The 17,572-nt window shown below is 72.8% G+C and carries 16 protein-coding genes; 10 read left to right on the top strand and 6 right to left on the bottom strand.

Features of this window, described 5'->3' with window-relative positions; translation table 11 throughout:
- The first annotated feature begins 32 nt into the window (after window positions 1–32).
- Together J3486_RS30775 and J3486_RS30780 are read left to right on the top strand one after the other, a co-directional pair.
- A complete protein-coding gene (locus J3486_RS30775) occupies window positions 33–1,028 on the top strand; it encodes a GlxA family transcriptional regulator (protein WP_207826294.1) in 996 nt (331 codons plus the stop codon).
- A 37-nt stretch (window positions 1,029–1,065) separates the two neighbouring features.
- On the top strand, window positions 1,066–2,493 hold the full coding sequence (locus J3486_RS30780; protein ID WP_207826176.1) for a VCBS repeat-containing protein: 1,428 nt from the start codon (window positions 1,066–1,068) through the stop codon (window positions 2,491–2,493).
- A 15-nt stretch (window positions 2,494–2,508) separates the two neighbouring features.
- Here J3486_RS30780 and J3486_RS30785 read toward each other — a convergent pair whose 3' ends face one another.
- The 3 genes from J3486_RS30785 to J3486_RS30795 form a co-directional block, all read right to left on the bottom strand.
- The gene (locus J3486_RS30785; protein WP_207826178.1) at window positions 2,509–3,354 is read right to left on the bottom strand and encodes an alpha/beta fold hydrolase; all 846 of its coding nucleotides are present in this window, start codon (window positions 3,352–3,354) and stop codon (window positions 2,509–2,511) included.
- Window positions 3,355–3,421: 67 nt separating this feature from the next.
- Complete coding sequence (locus tag J3486_RS30790; RefSeq protein ID WP_207826180.1) at window positions 3,422–3,826, bottom strand: RidA family protein; 405 nt, start codon at window positions 3,824–3,826, stop codon at window positions 3,422–3,424.
- Window positions 3,823–4,941 carry an acyl-CoA dehydrogenase family protein gene (locus J3486_RS30795; protein WP_207826181.1) on the bottom strand — a complete coding sequence of 373 codons (1,119 nt, stop codon included), beginning with the start codon at window positions 4,939–4,941 and terminating at the stop codon, window positions 3,823–3,825. The genes J3486_RS30790 and J3486_RS30795 overlap by 4 nt, the downstream gene beginning before the upstream one ends.
- Window positions 4,942–5,055: 114 nt before the next feature.
- On the opposite strand from J3486_RS30795, the gene J3486_RS30800 reads away from it, so the two are divergent.
- The 8 genes from J3486_RS30800 to J3486_RS30835 all read left to right on the top strand — a co-directional run bounded on the left by J3486_RS30800 (window position 5,056) and on the right by J3486_RS30835 (window position 12,947).
- Window positions 5,056–6,699 (top strand): AMP-binding protein, encoded by a 1,644-nt coding sequence (locus tag J3486_RS30800; protein ID WP_307805000.1) that lies wholly within the window; start codon window positions 5,056–5,058, stop codon window positions 6,697–6,699.
- A gap of 4 nt (window positions 6,700–6,703) precedes the next feature.
- Entirely contained in the window at window positions 6,704–7,513 is an 810-nt protein-coding gene (locus J3486_RS30805; protein ID WP_207826183.1) for a PaaX family transcriptional regulator C-terminal domain-containing protein, read from the top strand.
- A gap of 119 nt (window positions 7,514–7,632) precedes the next feature.
- Window positions 7,633–8,535 (top strand): sulfotransferase, encoded by a 903-nt coding sequence (locus J3486_RS30810; RefSeq protein WP_207826184.1) that lies wholly within the window; start codon window positions 7,633–7,635, stop codon window positions 8,533–8,535.
- Window positions 8,532–8,945 (top strand): hypothetical protein, encoded by a 414-nt coding sequence (locus J3486_RS30815; protein ID WP_207826186.1) that lies wholly within the window; start codon window positions 8,532–8,534, stop codon window positions 8,943–8,945. Before J3486_RS30810 ends, J3486_RS30815 begins: the two co-directional genes overlap by 4 nt.
- Window positions 8,942–10,219, top strand: coding sequence for a glycosyltransferase family 4 protein (locus J3486_RS30820; protein ID WP_207826188.1), 1,278 nt, complete (start codon window positions 8,942–8,944; stop codon window positions 10,217–10,219). Before J3486_RS30815 ends, J3486_RS30820 begins: the two co-directional genes overlap by 4 nt.
- Before the next feature lie 36 nt (window positions 10,220–10,255).
- Entirely contained in the window at window positions 10,256–10,828 is a 573-nt protein-coding gene (cysC, locus tag J3486_RS30825) for an adenylyl-sulfate kinase (protein ID WP_207826190.1), read from the top strand.
- On the top strand, window positions 10,825–11,742 hold the full coding sequence (gene cysD, locus J3486_RS30830) for a sulfate adenylyltransferase subunit CysD (protein WP_207826194.1): 918 nt from the start codon (window positions 10,825–10,827) through the stop codon (window positions 11,740–11,742). Before cysC ends, cysD begins: the two co-directional genes overlap by 4 nt.
- A gap of 2 nt (window positions 11,743–11,744) precedes the next feature.
- Window positions 11,745–12,947 (top strand): sulfate adenylyltransferase subunit 1, encoded by a 1,203-nt coding sequence (locus J3486_RS30835; RefSeq protein WP_207826199.1) that lies wholly within the window; start codon window positions 11,745–11,747, stop codon window positions 12,945–12,947.
- A gap of 84 nt (window positions 12,948–13,031) precedes the next feature.
- On the opposite strand, the gene J3486_RS30840 is transcribed toward J3486_RS30835, so the two are convergent.
- The 3 genes from J3486_RS30840 to J3486_RS30850 form a co-directional block, all read right to left on the bottom strand.
- Window positions 13,032–14,264, bottom strand: coding sequence for a serine hydrolase (locus tag J3486_RS30840; RefSeq protein ID WP_207826200.1), 1,233 nt, complete (start codon window positions 14,262–14,264; stop codon window positions 13,032–13,034).
- Window positions 14,265–14,388: 124 nt separating this feature from the next.
- Window positions 14,389–16,734 carry a bifunctional salicylyl-CoA 5-hydroxylase/oxidoreductase gene (locus J3486_RS30845; protein WP_207826201.1) on the bottom strand — a complete coding sequence of 782 codons (2,346 nt, stop codon included), beginning with the start codon at window positions 16,732–16,734 and terminating at the stop codon, window positions 14,389–14,391.
- A gap of 2 nt (window positions 16,735–16,736) precedes the next feature.
- Window positions 16,737–17,567 (bottom strand): enoyl-CoA hydratase family protein, encoded by an 831-nt coding sequence (locus tag J3486_RS30850; RefSeq protein ID WP_207826202.1) that lies wholly within the window; start codon window positions 17,565–17,567, stop codon window positions 16,737–16,739.
- Between the last annotated feature and the right edge of the window lie 5 nt (window positions 17,568–17,572).

Genomic DNA, 17,572 nt, shown 5'->3' on the forward strand with positions numbered 1-17,572 from the left:
CCCGGTGGGGCGGACCGAGGGGAGGGCCCGTGCTGGACGCGACCGGTAGACGGCTCATCGTGATCGTGCTCTTCGAGGGCGTCGACCTGCTCGACGTCACCGGCCCTCCGGAGGTCTTCTCGCTCGCCCTGCGCGAGACCGACGAGGCGGCGGGCTATCAGGTGCTGCTCGCGGCGCGGACCATGGATCCGGTGACGACCGGCGCCGGGGTCCGCATCCTGCCCGACGTCACCTTCGAGGCGGCCGCGGCGGGCGGGATCGACACGCTGATCGTGCCGGGGGCGGTGGAGGTCGACGCGGAGCGCCGGGTGCATCCGCTGGTCGATCCCGAGCTGGTCGAGTGGGTGCGGGTGCTCGCCGGGCGGACGCACCGGATCACCTCGGTGTGCGTGGGCGCGCATCTGCTGGCCGCGGCGGGCCTGCTCGACGGCAAGCGCGCCACGACGCACTGGTCGACCGCGCAGCGACTGGCCGCCGACCACCCGGCGGTGCGGGTCGACGCGGACCCGATCTTCATCCGCGAGGACAACGTGTGGACGGGCGCCGGGATCAGCGCCTGCCTCGATCTCTCCCTCGCGCTGATCGCCGACGACCTGGGCGAGGAGGTCGCCCTGCGGGTGGCCCGGCAGCTGGTGATGTACCTCAAACGCCCCAGCGGGCAGAGCCAGTTCAGCGTGCCGCTGGAGCAGGTCTCCTCGACGCGCCGCATCGAGGATCTGCGCCACCACATCCTGCGCCGTGTCGCCGAGCCGCTCACGGTCGCCGATCTCGCCGCGTACGCGCATGTCAGCGACCGGCACCTGACCCGTCTGTTCAAGACCGAACTCGGCACGACCCCGCACGCGTACATCGAGTCGGTCCGGGTGGAGAAGGCCCGGCACGAGCTGGAGTCGTCGGACGCCACGCTCGAACGCGTCGCGTCCGTCTGCGGGTTCGGCACGGTGGACACGCTCGTACGGGCCTTCCGGCGGCGGCTGAACACGACGCCGACGGAGTACCGGCGCCGGTTCCGGGTGCCGGCGCCGTGATCTTCCCGTGGGGGCGGCGGGGTGTGAGGGTGTGCGCATGAAGTCTCGCCGTCGCGGCCCGCTGCTCGCCCTCTCCCTCGGTGCCGTCCTCTCCCTGGTCGCGGGGTGTGGGGGCGCCGCGACGGATACCAAGTCCCCCTCGCCGTCGCGGAGTTCGGCCGCCGACGCGCCCCGGGCGCCGCGCGAGAGCCGGGCGCCCGAGGCCGGGAAGGGCTCCCGGGACCCCGACGACCTCAACGGGGACGGGCATCCGGATCTGCTGCTGACCGTGTCGACGCTGCCGGCCGGCGCCGAGCCCGACCAGTCCGGTTCCGACCAGCGGGTCGCGGTCGTGTACGGCTCGGCGCACGGGCTCGATCCGACGACACGGGCGGTGTACGAGCGCGCGGACTTCGGGCTGCCCGCGCGCGATCCGCAGGCGGCGGGCAGTGCGTGGAGCATCTCCACGGACGACCTGGTCACCGGCGATCTGGACGGGGACGGGTACCCCGACTTCGTCAACCAGGTGGCGGGCGAGCGGGCCACCGACGGGCACGTCATCGGGCAGCGCATCGCCCCGTACGTGAGCTGGGGGTCGCCGACCGGTCCCGTCCGGGGGACGCGGGCGACCCCGGTCCGGCTCCCGGCGGCGGCCCGGCTGGGCGTCTCGACGCCGGTGCGGGGCGACTTCGACGGGGACGGACACCTGGACCTCGCCGGGCTGAACGCGGGTGAGCGGCCCGTGGTGTGGCTGCTCTACGGGCCCTTCGACCGGTCGACCGGCGCACCGGCCCGCACGGCGTCGCTGCCGGCCGTCGCCGGGGGCGGCGGGCTGTCCGCGGACGCCGTCGACCCCGAACACCCGCGCCGCACCGGCCTGTTGGTGCGGCGCACCTCGGACGGCGAGCAGGAGGACGGCATCTGGTACGCCGACGTCCGCACCGGCCGGGGCCGGACGCTCCGCAAGGGCAACGCCCACGCGTTCGGCGACTTCGACGGTGACGGCGTCCGTGATCTGGCGATCGGTGACGACGGCGGCCGCAACGACGAGCCCGGCTACGAGACCGAGGCCCCGGACGTCGACGGCTCGCTCGCCGTGTACCCGGGCGACGGCGGCGCCCCGGTGCCGTACCGGCTGCCGGCCCCCGGCCCGGCGCGCGGCTCCTTCCGGGCGGCCGACCCGGACGGTGACGGCCGCGACGGGCTGCTGGTCACCGGGGGCACCGGCGGCGTCACCCTGATCGACGGGGAGACGCGGACGCGCACCGGGCGGCAGGGCCCCGCGCGGTGGGCGGGCAAGAAGGTGCCCGCGGCGGCCCGCGCCGCCCACGTCGTCACCGTCGCCGACTTCGACGGCGACGGGAAGGACGAGGTGGTGTGGGCCTGGGGGCGGCACGGGTCGGGTGACGCCACGCACTGGTGGGTCGCGCGCGGGACGTCGTCGAAGGACGAGACGTCGTTCCTGACGACCGGGTTCGCCCGGTGACCCGCGGACCCGCGCTCAGGTCTGCGCCACGAACTCCTTGAGGGCCGCCGCGAACGCCTTCGGCCGGTCCAGCGGGATCAGCGTGCCGCAGTCGTCCAGCTCCACCAGGCGTCCCTGCGGCAGGAGTTCGGCGAGCCGGCGGCCGTGCGCGGGCGGGTTCACCCGGTCCTGCCGGCCCCAGACGACCAGGGCGGGACGGTCGTACGCGCGCAGGGCGTCGACCGTCTCCATCAGTTCGGTCCGCCGCGCCGCCTTGAGATAGCCGATGAGCAGGTCGCGGGCGGCCGGGTCCGCGCGCAGCGGCCTGATCCAGCGGTCGATGAGGTCGTGCGGGACGGGGCGCTGCGCCATCGCCGCGTATCCGAGCCCGGGGATCCGCCGCACCGGCCGCACCGCGAGGATCCAGGCGTGGAACGCGATGCCGCCGGGGATGCGGGCGGACAGGTCGAGCATCTTGCCGGGGACGCCGGGCGGGTAGTTGTCGAACGCCTCGCAGCCCGCGAGCACCAGCCGGCCCACCCGGTCGGGCCGCTCGGCGACGAGCTGCTGGAGCCGGCCCGTGTCGTTCTCCACGAACACCGTGTCGTCGCCGAGCTTCAGCACGTCGGCGAACTCCCCGATGAGCGACGCCATGGTGCGCGGGGAGAGCCGGGTCCCGGGGCGCAGGGGCAGGCGGTGGCTGCCGTACGGGAGGGTCGGCACGATGCACCGTACGGACGTGCCGAGTTCGTCGACGACATGCCGCCACACCGCACCGTCCTGGGCGAGGCCGTGGAGCAGGAGCACCGGGGTGCCGTCGCCTCCGGTGTCGTCGTACGCGATCGGACCTGTGGAGAGTTCGGCCTGCTGCGTCGTCGTCATGCCACCGAGCCTATGCCGCCCGCCGCGGCGCGGACGGGGAACTCCGAACGGGGCCCGGGGACCGGCCCTACGGGAGGACGGCGGTGCCGTCCAGTTCCACCAGGGCCTGTTCGTCCCAGAGCCGGGCGACGCCGATCACCGCCATCGCGGGATAGTCGCGGCCCGCCAACTCCCGCCAGATGGCGCCGAGTCGACGGGCGTGCGCGCGGTAGTCGGCCACGTCCGTCGCGTAGACGGTGACCCGGGCGAGGTCCGCGGGGGTGCCGCCCGCGGCCCGCAGGGCGGTGAGCAGGTTGGTGAGGGCCCGGGTGAACTGGGCGGGCAGGTCCGCCCCGACGATCTTGCCGTCGGCGTCCAGGGCGGTCTGCCCGGCGAGCAGCACGAGGCGGCCGCCGGTGGCGACGACGGCGTGCGAGAAGCCGGTGGGCGGGGAGAGTTCGGGCGGGTTGATGCGTCGGGGACCGTCGTTCATTCGGCTGCCTCCTTGTACAACTCGCGGGCGATGATGGCGCGTTGGATCTCGGTGGCGCCTTCGTAGATGCGGGGCGCGCGCACCTCGCGGTAGAGGTGTTCCAGGAGGTGGCCGCGGCACAGGGCCCGCGCGCCGTGCAGCTGGACCGCGGTGTCGATCACGTGCTGGGCGGTCTCGGTGGCGAGCAGTTTCGCCATCGCGGCGCGCCGCGGGACGCCGTCGGCGCCTTCGTCGTACGCGCAGGCCGCCGCGTACACCATCAGGCGGGCGGACTCGACGCGCAGCGCCATGTCGGCGACCTGGTGGGCCACGGTCTGGAGGTCCTTGAGGGGCCCGCCGAACGCCTCGCGGCGCGCGGTGTGGTCGAGGGTCGCGTCGAGCGCGGCCTGGGCCATGCCGACGGCGAACGCGCCGACGCTGGGCCGGAACAGGTTGAGGGTGTTCATGGCGACGCGGAAGCCGCGGCCCACCTCGCCGAGCACGTCGTCGGCGGTGACGGGGACCTCGTCGAAGGCGAGGCTGCCGAGCGGGTGCGGGGAGAGCATGTCCAGCGGGGTGCCGGTGAGGCCGGGCCGGTCGGCGGGCACCAGGAACGCCGTGACGCCCCGGCTCCCCGGCTCTCCGGTGCGGGCGAAGACGGTGTAGAAGTCGGCCTCCGGGGCGTTGGAGATCCAGGTCTTCTCGCCGGAGAGCCGCCAGGTCCCGTCCTGCTCGACCGCCCGCAGCGCCAGCGCCGCCGCGTCCGAGCCCGCCCCCGGCTCGCTCAGCGCGAACGCCGCCACCGCCGTCCCGGCGCCGACCCGCGGGAGCCAGCGCGCGCGCTGCTCCTCGGTGCCGTACGCGTGCACGGGGTGCGCCCCGAGTCCTTGCAGGGCGAGGGCCGTCTCGGCCTCCGTGCTGATCTGTGCCAGGGACTCGCGCATCAGGCACAGATCGAGGGCGCCGGAGGTGAAGAGGCGCTCCAACAGGCCGAGTCGGCCCAGTTCGGCGACGAGGGGGCGGTTGATCCGGCCCGGTTCGCCCTTCTCCGCGAGGGGTGCCAGGTGCCGGCGTGCGAGCCCGCGCAGCCGGGCGCACCACGCGAGGTGATCGGGGTCGAGCGAGAAAGTGCCCATACACGGAACCGTATCGCGCACCGTTGACTGTCGTCACCATCACGATACGCTCGATGCGCGACCACACGCCGAGAAGCAGCCGCGAAGCATGCGACGGCAAGGGGGCATCCGGCCATGACCCACCCACGCAGCCCGCACGGCCCACTCCTGCCCTCCGGGCACGTCGACACGTTCGCGCGCGACCATCTGCCGCCCGCCGAGCTCTGGCCCGACCTGGTCCTCGACGGGCCGGGACCGCCCGGTCCTGCCGTGCTGAACTGCGGCGCCGAGCTCCTCGACGCGACCGTCGAGCGGTTCGGCGCCGATCGGCCCGCCTTCCACTGCCCCGGCCGGCCCCCGTGGACGTACGGGGAGCTGCGGGCCACCGTCGACCGGATCGCGCACGTCCTCACCGACGACCTGGGCGTCGTGCCCGGCAACCGCGTCCTGCTGCGCGGCCCCACCACCCCGCATCTGGCGGCCTGTTGGCTCGCCGTGATGAAGGCGGGCGGGGTCGCGGTGACCGTGCTGGCGCAGGCGCGGGCGACCGAGCTGGCCACGATGTGCGGGATCGCGCAGGTGCGGCACGCGCTGTGCGACGTACGGTCCGTGGACGATCTGGCGAAGGCCGGGGTGCCGGGGCTGCGGATCACCACCTTCGGCGGGGACGGGCCCGACGACCTGCTGCACCGCGCGGCCCCGAAGCCCGCCGGGTACGCGGCGGTGCGCACCGCGGCCGACGACGTCGCGCTGATCGCGTTCACCTCGGGCACCACCGGGCGGCCCAAGGGGTGCATGCACTTCCACCGGGACGTGCTCGCCGTCGCGGACACGTTCGCGCGGCATGTCGTCAAGCCGGTCCCCGACGACGTGTTCGCGGGCAGTCCGCCGCTCGGCTTCACCTTCGGGCTCGGCGGACTCGTGATCTTCCCGCTGCGGGCCGGCGCCTCGGCGCTGCTGCTCGAACAGGCGGGCGCGCCACGGCTGTTGGCGGCGGTGCCCGAGCACCGGGTGTCGGTGCTGTTCACCGCGCCGACCGCCTACCGGGCGATGCTCGCCGACCCGTCCTGGGACGCGTACGACCTGAGCTCGCTGCGCCGCTGTGTCTCCGCCGGGGAGAATCTGCCGGCCGCGACCTGGCACGCCTGGCACGAGGCGACCGGTCTGCGCATCATCAACGGCATCGGCGCCACCGAACTCCTGCACATCTTCATCTCGGCAGCGGACGAAGCGGCCCGGCCGGGGGTGACCGGGCTGCCGGTGCCCGGCTGGGAGGCGCGGGTCGTGGACCGGGACGGCGCCCGGCTGCCGGACGGGGAACCGGGGCTGCTCGCCGTGCGCGGGCCCGTCGGCTGCCGCTATCTCGCCGACGAGCGGCAGCGCGGGTACGTGCGCGACGGCTGGAACTTCACGGGGGACACCTACGTCCGTGAGCCCGACGGGTACTTCCGGTACGTGGCCCGCGCCGACGACATGATCATTTCCGCCGGGTACAACATCGCGGGCCCCGAGGTCGAGGAGGCGCTGCTGCGCCACCCGGACGTGGCGGAGGCGGCCGTCGTGGGGCGGCCCGACGAGGCGCGCGGCCAGATCGCGGTCGCGTACGTGGTGCTGCGGCCCGGCGCCCGCCGGGACCCGGAGGGACTGCGCGCGTTCATGAAGGCGGAGCTGGTGCCGTACAAGTGCCCGCGCGCGATCGAGTTCCTCGACGCCCTGCCCAGGACCGCCACGGGAAAGCTCCAGCGCTTCCGGCTGCGCGAGCCCGGAACCGTAAGGTGATCACGTGTCCGAGCAGACCCCGCATACCCCCCGGTCGTTGATCGTCACCCTGTACGGCGCCTACGGGCGCGGCTTCCCCGGAGCCGTCCCCGTCGCCGAGCTGATCCGGCTGCTCGGCGCGGCCGGGGTCGACGCGCCGTCCGTGCGCTCGGCGGTGTCCCGGCTCAAGCGGCGCGGCCTGCTGCTGCCCGCGCGCACGGCGACCGGCGCCGCCGGGTACGCGCTGTCGGACGACGCCCGCCAGCTCCTCGCCGACGGCGACCGCCGGATCTACGGGGACGCCGCGCGGGGCAGCGGCTGGGTGCTGGCCGTGTTCTCCGTGCCCGAGTCCGAGCGCGCCAAGCGGCACGTGCTGCGCTCCACGCTCGCCGGGCTCGGCTTCGGCACGGCGGCGCCCGGGGTGTGGCTCGCTCCCGCGGCGCTGTACGAGGAGACGCGGCACACGCTGGAGCGGATCGGCTGCGCGGCGTACGTGGATCTGTTCACCGGCGAGCACCTGGGTTTCGCGGCGACGGCCGACGCGGTGGCCCGCTGGTGGGACCTGGCCGCGCTCGCCAAGCTGCACGAGGCGTTCCTCGACGAGCACGAGCCGGTGCTGCGCGCCTGGGAGGCCCGTACGGACACCCCGCCCCGGGACGCCTACCGCGATCATCTGCTCGCGCTCGACTCGTGGCGGCACCTGCCGTACGCGGATCCGGGCCTGCCACCGGAGCTGCTGCCCGCGGGGTGGCCGGGGCTGCGGTCGGCCGCGGTGTTCCGGGCGCTGCACGAGCGGCTGCACCCCGCAGGACAGCGGTTCGTCGACGCAGGCTAGTTCCATGAACCCTGCATGAAGAAGACCGCCTGGTGATCTCCACCACATGAAAGGGTGCTAAGGGAACCCTCAGGTCCCTCCATCCCTCTTCTCAGATTGCGCACTTAGCGTCGGGACGCATGAGTCTGATGCGCAAGATGAACCGGGCGCTCACCGCCACCACCGGCCTCCAGGTGCAGCGAGCACAGAAGGCGCCGGCGAAGAAGGTGCCGGTGCAGCCCGCGACGCCGGCCGCCGCCACGCCGGCCAAGCGGCCCGCGCCCGCCTACTCGACCCCCGGCGACCTCGCCACGGACCGGCTCCTCACCCGGCCGGTCTTCATCCTGTCGCCGGTGCGCTCGGGCTCGACCCTGCTGCGGATGCTGATGAACGCGCACTCGCGGCTGCACTCCCCGCACGAGCTGCACATCCGCCGCCTCGAGGTCGGCTACGGCAGCAAGCTGTCGGAGAAGGCCATGGACGCCCTCGATCTGAGCCGCGGCGACCTGGAGCATCTGCTGTGGGACCGCGTCATGCACCGCGAACTGGTCAAGTCCGGCAAGGACTTCCTCGTCGAGAAGACGCCCAGCAACGCCTTCGTCCACCGGCGGATCCGTGACTGCTGGCCCGACGCCCGGTTCGTCTTCCTGCTGCGCCACCCGGTCTCCATCGCCCGGTCCTGGCACGAGGGCGACCCGGACAAGCGCACGTACGAGGAGGCGTGCGCGGACGCGCTGCGCTACATGAAGGCCGTCGACAACGCCCGTAAGCACCTCACCGGCGGCCACACCGTGCGCTACGAGGAGCTGACCGCCGACCCCGAGGGCAAGCTGCGCGGCATCTGCGCCTTCCTCGGCATCGACTTCGAACCGTCGATGCTCGACTACGGCAAGCGCGACGAGACCCAGATCCACAAGGGCCTCGGCGACTGGCGCGACAAGATCAGGACCGGCACCGTCCAGAAGGGCCGCGAGCTGCCGAAGGACGACGAGATCCCCGAGATCCTCAAGCCCATGTGCAAGGCCTGGGGGTACCTGAAGTGAAGCCCCACGCCGAGGTCGAACAGGTGTGGCCGCGGGACGGGCGGATCAAGGTCGTCGGCCGGCTGCACGGGGTGGACACGGTCGCGGACCGCGGCTGGCGCCTCACCCTGACCCGCCGCACGCGCACCGACCACGTCCTGCGCTACGACGCCGAGCTCGACGGCGAGCAGTTCGCCGGCGAGTGGAAGGTCGCCGACCTGGCCGCGTACGACGGCTTCAAGGACACCGACCAGTGGGACCTGCACCTGACGGACGGGACCCACAAACTGCGCGTCGGCCGCAAGCTCGACGACATCAGCGGCAAGAAGGCGATCATGGTCTACCCGGTGCAGCACGTGCCGGGCGCGGACTTCGGGGTCAAGCCGTACTTCACGGTCGAGGACAACCTGTCCCTGGAGTGCCGCTCATGACCACGAACTCCCCGAAGCCCCCCAGGATCCGCTATCTGCTGATGCACGCCTACGGGCGCGGCGGCACCGTCCGCACCGTCTTCAACCAGGCCAACTCCCTGGTGGCGGCGGGCTGGGACGTCGAGATCGTGTGCGCCCTGCGCAACCGCGACGAGCTCCCGTTCCCGCTGGACGAGCGGGTGCCGGTGCACACCGTCCTGGACCTGCGCGAGGGCCACCGGCAGCCCGATCCGGAGCCCGCGCGCGGCCTCGCCGCCCGGTGGCGCTCGCTGCGCGGCAAGGCCGAGGACCTGGACGCGCCCGGCAAGGAGATCCCCGTGGGCGAGTTCGGCTCCCGGTACTTCACGCGCCGCGTCGAGATCGCCCTGGCCGACTACCTGCGGTCGCTGACCGACGGTGTCCTCGTCACGACGCGCCCCGCCCTGAACTTCCTGTCCGCCACGCACGCCACGAACGGTGTGGTGCGGGTGGCGCAGGAGCACATGAACCACGGCACGCACCGGCCCGACGTGCAGCAGCGCATCGTCGAGACGTACGGCGCCTTCGCCGCGGTCGCCGTGCTGACGGAGCGGGACCGCGACGAGTACGCGCGGCTGCTGCCGGGCACGCGCGTCGTGCGCATCCCGAACGCGGTGCACTCCCTCGACCAGGTGCCCTCGGACCATGAGGCGAAGATCGTGGTCGCGGCCGGCCGGCTCTTCCACCAGAAGGGCTTCGACCTGTTGATCCCCGCGTGGGCGAAGCTCGTCGAGGCCTACCCCGACTGGCAGTTGAGGATCTACGGCACCGGCGAGAAGAAGGCGCAGCTGCGCGCCCTCGTCGAGGAGCACCACCTCTACAACCACGTCTTCCTGATGGGCCACTGCGAACGGCTCGACGACGAGCTCGCCAAGGCCTCGGTCTACGTGCTGAGTTCACGCTTCGAGGGCCTGCCGATGGTGCTGATCGAGGCGATGGCGCACGCCCTGCCGGTCGTCTCGTTCGACTGCCCCACGGGCCCGGCCGACGTCCTCACCCACGGGGTCGACGGGCTGCTCGTGCCGGAGCAGGACCCCGACGCCCTCGCCGACGCCCTGGCCCGCCTGATGGCGGACCGCGAGCTGCGCTCGCAGATGGGCACGGCGGCGCTCCTGACGGCGGCGGCCTACGGCCCGGACGCGGTGCACCCGCGCTGGGAGGCCCTGTTCACCGAATTGACCACCGCGGACAGGACCTGGCTGCCCGCACCGACCACCGCGGGCGGGTCCGCGCGAACTGCCCGCCCCCACCGATGAGTTGCGGCACACCGACGCCGCGAAAGGACTCCACGTATGACTACGGCCAACCGGGCCGGGACGGCACGGCAGCGGCCCCAGGGAGCCACGATCTGGCTCACGGGCCTGCCGAGCTCCGGCAAGACCACCGTGGCGCGCGCCCTCGCCGGGCGGCTGCGCGCGGAGGGCCACCGCGTCGAGGTGCTCGACGGTGACGAGATCCGCCGGTTCCTCTCCGCGGGCCTCGGCTTCTCCCGCGAGGACCGCAACACGAACGTGCAGCGCATCGGCCTGGTCGCGGAGATCCTCGCGCGCAACGGCATCTTCGCCGTCGTGCCCGTCATCGCCCCGTACGCCGACAGCCGCGAGGCCGTCCGCAAGCGGCACGCGGCGAGCGACGCCCCGTACTTCGAGATCCACGTCGCCACGCCGCTGGAGGTGTGCAGCGCGCGTGACGTGAAGGGCCTGTACGCGCGTCAGGCCGCCGGCCGGCTCAAGGGCCTGACCGGCGTCGACGACCCGTACGAGCCGCCGGTCTCGCCGGACCTGTTCCTGGAGACGCAGGACCGGACGCCGGCCGAGTCGGCCGGTTCGGTGCACGCGGTCCTCGCGGCCGAGGGGCTGGTGTGAGCGACGTGACCGGGAAGAACCACACGCTGAGCCACCTGGACGCTCTGGAGTCCGAGGCGGTGCACATCTTCCGCGAGGTGGCGGGCGAGTTCGAGAAGCCGGTGATCCTGTTCTCCGGCGGCAAGGACTCCATCGTCATGCTGCACCTGGCGCTGAAGGCGTTCGCGCCCGCGCCGGTGCCGTTCCCGCTGCTGCACGTGGACACCGGGCACAACTTCCCCGAGGTCATCGCCTACCGGGACCGCGCGGTGGCGGAGCACGGGCTTCGGCTGCACGTCGCGCCGGTGCAGGACTACATCGACGCGGGCCTGCTCAAGGAGCGCCCGGACGGCACCCGCAACCCGCTGCAGACCGTCCCGCTGACCGAGGCGATCCGGCACGAGCGCTTCGACGCCGTGTTCGGCGGTGGCCGCCGCGACGAGGAGAAGGCACGCGCCAAGGAGCGCGTCTTCTCCCTGCGCGACGAGTTCTCCCAGTGGGACCCGCGCCGTCAGCGCCCCGAGCTGTGGCAGCTGTACAACGGCCGCCACGCCCCCGGCGAGCACGTCCGCGTCTTCCCCCTGTCCAACTGGACCGAGCTGGACGTGTGGCAGTACATCGCCCGTGAGCGGATCGAGCTCCCGGAGATCTACTTCGCGCACCGGCGTGAGGTGTTCGACCGCAACGGCATGTGGCTGACGGCGGGCGAGTGGGGCGGCCCGAAGGAGGGCGAGGTCCCGCAGAAGCGCCAGGTGCGCTACCGCACCGTGGGCGACATGTCCTGCACCGGCGCCGTCGACTCGGACGCCGAGACGCTGGAGCAGGTCATCGCCGAGATCGCCGCGTCCCGGCTCACCGAGCGGGGCGCCACCCGCGCCGACGACAAGCTGTCCGAGGCCGCGATGGAAGACCGCAAGCGCGAAGGGTACTTCTAGAGATGTCCGTATCCACGATGGCCGAGGTCGGGACCCTGCGCCTGGCCACGGCCGGTTCCGTCGACGACGGCAAGTCCACGCTCGTCGGGCGGCTGCTGCACGACTCGAAGTCGGTCCTCGCCGACCAGCTGGAGTCGATCTCCCGCACCGGCACGCCCGATCTGGCGCTGCTCACCGACGGTCTGCGGGCCGAGCGCGAGCAGGGCATCACCATCGACGTCGCGTACCGCTACTTCGCGACCCCGCGCCGCCGCTTCATCCTCGCGGACACCCCGGGGCACGTGCAGTACACCCGGAACATGGTCACCGGTGCCTCCACGGCGGAGCTGACGATCATCCTCGTCGACGCCCGCAACGGGGTCGTCGAACAGACCCGCCGGCACGCCGCCATCGCCGCGCTGCTGCGCGTCCCGCACGTCGTCCTCGCCGTCAACAAGATGGACCTCGTCGGCTACGAGGAGTCGGCGTTCACCCGGACAGCCGGTGAATTCGGCTCGCTGGCGCGGGAGTTGCACATTTCTGAGGTCACCGCGATCCCGATCTCGGCGCTCGCCGGTGACAACGTCGTGGAGCCGTCCACGCACATGGACTGGTACGGCGGCCCGACCGTCCTGGAGCACCTGGAGACGGTCGAGGTCACGGCCGAGTCGACGGACGCGCCCGCCCGCTTCCCGGTGCAGTACGTGATCCGGCACGGCGAGGCCCGGCACTACGCGGGCCGGCTGGTCTCCGGCACGCTGCGCGTCGGTGACACGGTGGCCGTGCACCCCTCGGGGCGCACGTCGACGGTCACCGCCCTCGACGTGCTCGGCGAGGCCGTGGACGAGGCACACGCCGGGGCCTCCCTGTCGGTGCGGCTCGCCGACGAACTCGACGTCGCCCGGGGCGACTTGATCGCACCGGCCGACGACCGGGCGCCGTCCGTCACGCAGGACGTGCGCGCGGCCGTGTGCCACCTCGCGGACCAGCCGCTGGTGGTCGGCCGGCGCGTCCTCGTGCGGCACACCACCCGCACGGTGAAGGCGATCGTCAAGTCCCTCGGTGACGCGGGCGAGTTGACGGCGAACGATCTCGGGCACGTGGTGCTGCGCACCGCCGAGCCGCTGTCCCTGGACGCGTACGCGGAGATCCGGCGTACGGGCGCCTTCCTGATCGTGGACCCGGCGGACGGGACGACGCTCACGGCGGGGATGGCCGAGCTGTAGCGGTATCACGCGACAAGGCCCGGGCCTGGTGCAACCAGGGCCGGGCCTTGTCGCGTCGTCCGCCCGTCAGTCGTCGTCCGCCCGTCAGTCGTCGAGCGCCTGGTACAGCGTCGTCCAGAAGTCCAGGATGATGTGGATCGGGTCGGGGACGGACGCGCCGACCTGGGTGAGCAGAATGCCGGTGACGTCGTTGACCGGGTCCGCGTACGCCGAGGCGCCGCTGCCGCCGTCCCAGCCGAACTGGCCGACGGGCGCGTAGTCACCGCGGTAGGTGCGCACCGCCATACCGATGCCCCAGCCGCCGTGCTGCCCCTGGCCGAACGAGATGTGCACGTTCTGCGAGGCGAGCGCGGTGCGGGCGGCGAGCTGCTCGGCATTGAGCCGGTTCGTCGTCATCAGCTCGACGGCGGCCCGGGACAGGATCCGCTCGCCGTTGGTGTGCAGCCCCTTGTCGAGCAGCATCCGGAAGTAGGCGTGGTAGTCGTCGGCGGTCGAGTTCAGGCCGCCGCCACCGCCCTGGAACGCCGGGGGCGCGCTGTGGCGGCCGGTCGCCGCGTCGTCCCAGACGTGGAACTCACCGGTCGCGGGGTCGGGCGCGTACAGCGGTGGCAGCCGGTGGATCTGGTCGGCGGGGACGTGGAAGCCGGTGTCCTTCATGCCGAGCGGCTCGAAGATCCGCTCGCGCAGGAACGACTCGAAGGACTGCCCCGTGACGCGGGAGACGAGCACGCCCGCCAGGTCGCTGGCGATCTGGTACTGCCAGCGCTCACCGGGCTGGTGCATCAGCGGCAGTTCGCCGAGGCGGCGCATCCATTCGTCCTGCTCGGGCATGGGCTCCGGCAGGTTCGGGGTGAGGCCCCGCGCGAACACCTCGTTCATGACCGGCGTACCGATCACCGTCATATCCATGCCGAGCCCGAACGTCGACGTCAGCACGTCCCGTACGGTGATCGGGCGGCGGGCCGGCACGGTGTCGTCGACCGGGCTGTCGATCGACTTGAGCACCTTGCGGTCGGCCAGTTCCGGCAGCCACTGCTCGACCGAGTCGTCCAGGCGCAGCCGGCACTCGTCGAGCAGGACCATCGCCGCCGCGACGGAGACCGGCTTGGACGTCGACGCCATCCGGAAGATCGTGTCGCGGCTCATCGGGGCACCGCCGCCGTGCTCCATGGCCCCCATGGTCTCGACGTGCGTCTCGTCGCCCTTGCTGAACAGGGCGACCACTCCTGGGATCCTCCCCGAGTCGACGTGCCGCGCGAGCACGTCGTGCACCTTCCGCAGCCCCGCTTTGGAGAACCCGCCGGTGCTCTGTCCCATCACGCCACTCCCCCTGTGCATGGTCTCTGCGCACGTCTGTGCGCACGTCTGTGCGCACGTCACTGCGCACGTCTCTGCGCATGGTCAAGAATCTTCGAACGCCCGCACGGTATCGGGTGGGCGATCAACTCGGCAGCACAAGTCGGGGTTTGGGTGCGTCCAGGCGTCCCGTCTGTGGGCGCCTGCTGCCCGCGCGGTAGGGCTCGGGCCACACCACGCCGGGCCCGCTGTATCCCTGTTCGGCCGCCGCGTGCAGGGTCCAGTGCGGGTCGTACAGGTGCGGCCTGGCCAGCGCGCACAGGTCCGTACGGCCCGCCAGGACAAGGGAGTTGACGTCGTCCCAGGACGAGATCGCGCCGACCGAGATCACCGGGATCCCGGTCTCGTGGCGGATCAGGTCGGCGTACGGGACCTGGTACGAGCGTCCGTACGCGGGCTTCTCGTCGGCGACGACCTGCCCGGTGGAGACGTCGATGGCGTCGGCCCCGTGCGCGGCGAAGGCACGGGCGACCGCCACGGCGTCCTCGGGTGTGGTGCCGCCGTCGGCCCAGTCCGTCGCCGAGATCCGTACGGTCATGGGCCGGTCGTCGGGCCACACGCCGCGCACCGCGTCGAAGATCTCCAGGGGGAAGCGCAGACGGGCCTCCAGGGAACCTCCGTACGCGTCCGTGCGCCGGTTCGTCAGCGGGGAGAGGAAGCCGGAGAGCAGGTAGCCGTGCGCGCAGTGCAGTTCGAGGAGGTCGAAGCCGGAGCGGGCGGCACGCCAGGCCGCCGAGGTGAACTCCTCGCGGATCTCGGCCAGTTGGCCGACGGTCAGCTCGGCGGGGGTCTGGCTTCCCGGCTTGTACGGGATCGGTGACGCCGCCACCAGCGGCCAGTTGTCGGCCGGATCGGGCAGGGGTTCGTCGATCCCCTCCCACATCAGGCGGGTGGAGCCCTTGCGGCCGGAGTGGCCGAGCTGGATCCCGATCGCCGCGCCGGGGGCGCGGGTGTGCACGAACTCGGTGATCCGGCGCCAGGCGGCTGCCTGTTCGGGCGTGTAGAGACCGGCGCAGCCCGGGGTGATGCGGCCGGTGGGACTGACGCAGACCATCTCCGTCATGATCAGGCCCGCCCCGCCGAGGGCCCGTGCGCCGAGGTGGACTAGGTGGAAGTCGCCGGGGACGCCGTCGACGGCCGCGTACATGTCCATCGGGGAGACGACGACGCGGTTCCTGAGCCGCAGGCCGCGCAGCTCGAAGGGGGTGAACATCGGCGGCGTACCGTCCGGGCAGCCGAACTCGCGCTCCACCGACCCGGTGAAGCGGGCGTCGCGCAGCCGCAGATTGTCGTGCGTGACGCGGCGGCTGCGGGTGAGCAGGTTGAACGCGAACTGCCGCGGCGGCTGGTCCAGATAGCGCGGCAGATCCTCGAACCACTCCAGGCTGGCCCGCGCGGCACGCTGGGTGCTCTCGACGACGGGCCGCCGCTCGGCCTCGTACGCCTTGAGCGCGGCGCCGGTGGTGGGGTGCTCGTGCAGACAGGCGGCGAGCGCGAGGGCGTCCTCGACGGCGAGCTTGGTGCCGGAGCCGATGGAGAAGTGCGCGGTGTGCGCGGCGTCGCCGATGAGCACGCAATTGCCGTGCGACCAACGGTCGTTGACGACCGTGCGGAACGTCAGCCACGAGGAGTTGTTGGACTTCAGGCCGCGTCCGCCGAGCGCTTCCGTGAACGTCTTGGCGCACCGCTCGACCGATGCGCGTACGTCCCTGTCGTCGAACCCGGCGGCCCGCCACACCTCCTCGCGCATCTCGACGATGACGGTGGACTCGCCGGCCGGAAGGGGCGGCCCGCAGGGCTTCGTTGAGGGGCGGTGGTCGGGTGACGGGCGGGCGTACGGATATCCGTGCAGCTGCATCACACCGTGCTCGGTCTCCGCGATCTCGAAGCGGAACGCGTCGAAGGCGAAGTCGGCGGCGAGCCAGATGTAGCGGTTGCGGTGCTCCTCGATGTGCGGGCGGAACGCGTCGGCGTACGCCGTCCTGGTCGCGCTGTGCACGCCGTCGGCGGCGATCACGAGGTCGTACTCGGTGCGGAGCTGATCCGGCGGTGGCGCCTCGGTGCGGAAGCGGAGGTCGACACCGAGCTGGCGGCAGCGGCCCTGCAGTATTTCGAGGAGGCGGCGCCTGCCGAGCGCGGCGAAGCCGTGGCCGCCGGAGACGTGGCGGGTGCCCCGCTGCACGAGGCGGATGTCGATGTCGTCCCACCGCACGAACTCGTCCCGCAGCGACGCGTACACCACCGGGTCGGCGTGCTCGATGCCGCCGAGCGTCTCGTCGGACAGCACGACACCGAAGCCGAAGGTGTCGTGCGGCGCGTTGCGCTCCCAGACCGTGATCGCGCGGGACGGGTCGAGCCGTTTGAGGAGCGCGGCCGCGTACAGGCCGCCGGGGCCGCCGCCGACGACGGCGATCGTGCGGGCGTTGGTCATGGTCAGCGCCCCTGCCACTTGGGCGGGCGCTTCTCGGTGAAGGCCGCGTGGAACTCGGCGTAGTCCTCCCCGTTCATCAGGAGGGCCTGCGTGGCGGCGTCCAGCTCGACGGCGGCGGCCAGCGGCATGTCCAGCTCGGCGGTGAGCAGGGCCTTGGTCTGGGCGTGGGCGAGGGCGGGGCCCTCGGCGAGCCGGCGGGCGAGGTCCTGGGCGGCCTCGTCGGCCCGGCCCTCGTCGGTCAGTTCGCTGATCAGGCCGATCCGCTCGGCCTCCGGGGCGCGCACCGCGTCGCCGAGCATGAGCAGCCGGGTGGCGTGGCCGAGGCCGACGACGCGGGGCAGCAGGTAGGCGGCGCCCATGTCGCCGCCCGAGAGACCGACCTTGGTGAACAGGAACGCGAAGCGGGCGCTCGGGTCGGCGATCCGGAAGTCGGCGGCGAGCGCGAGCACGGCGCCCGCGCCGGCGGCCACCCCGTGCAGGGCGGCGATCACCGGGAACGGTGCCTCGCGCACGGCCCGCACCACCTGCCCGGTCATCCGGTTGAAGTCGAGCAGCTGGGCGGTGTCCATGGACAGGGTGGCGCCGATGATCTCGTCGACGTCGCCGCCCGAGCAGAAGCCGCGCCCCGCACCGGCCAGGACGAGGGCGCGGACCGTCTTCTCGCGGGACAGCTCGGCGAGCAGATCGCGCAGATCGGCGTAGGCGCCGAAGGTAAGCGCGTTGAGCTTCTCGGGCCGGGCGAGGGTGACGGTCGCGACGCCGTGCGCGTCCACGGCGTACGAGAGGTGGTGCCAGGTCTCCGTGCGGGGGGCGGAGCCGGTGAAGGGACTCATGCGCG

This window comes from Streptomyces sp. VRA16 Mangrove soil, from assembly GCF_017377775.1.
Taxonomy (GTDB): domain Bacteria; phylum Actinomycetota; class Actinomycetes; order Streptomycetales; family Streptomycetaceae; genus Streptomyces.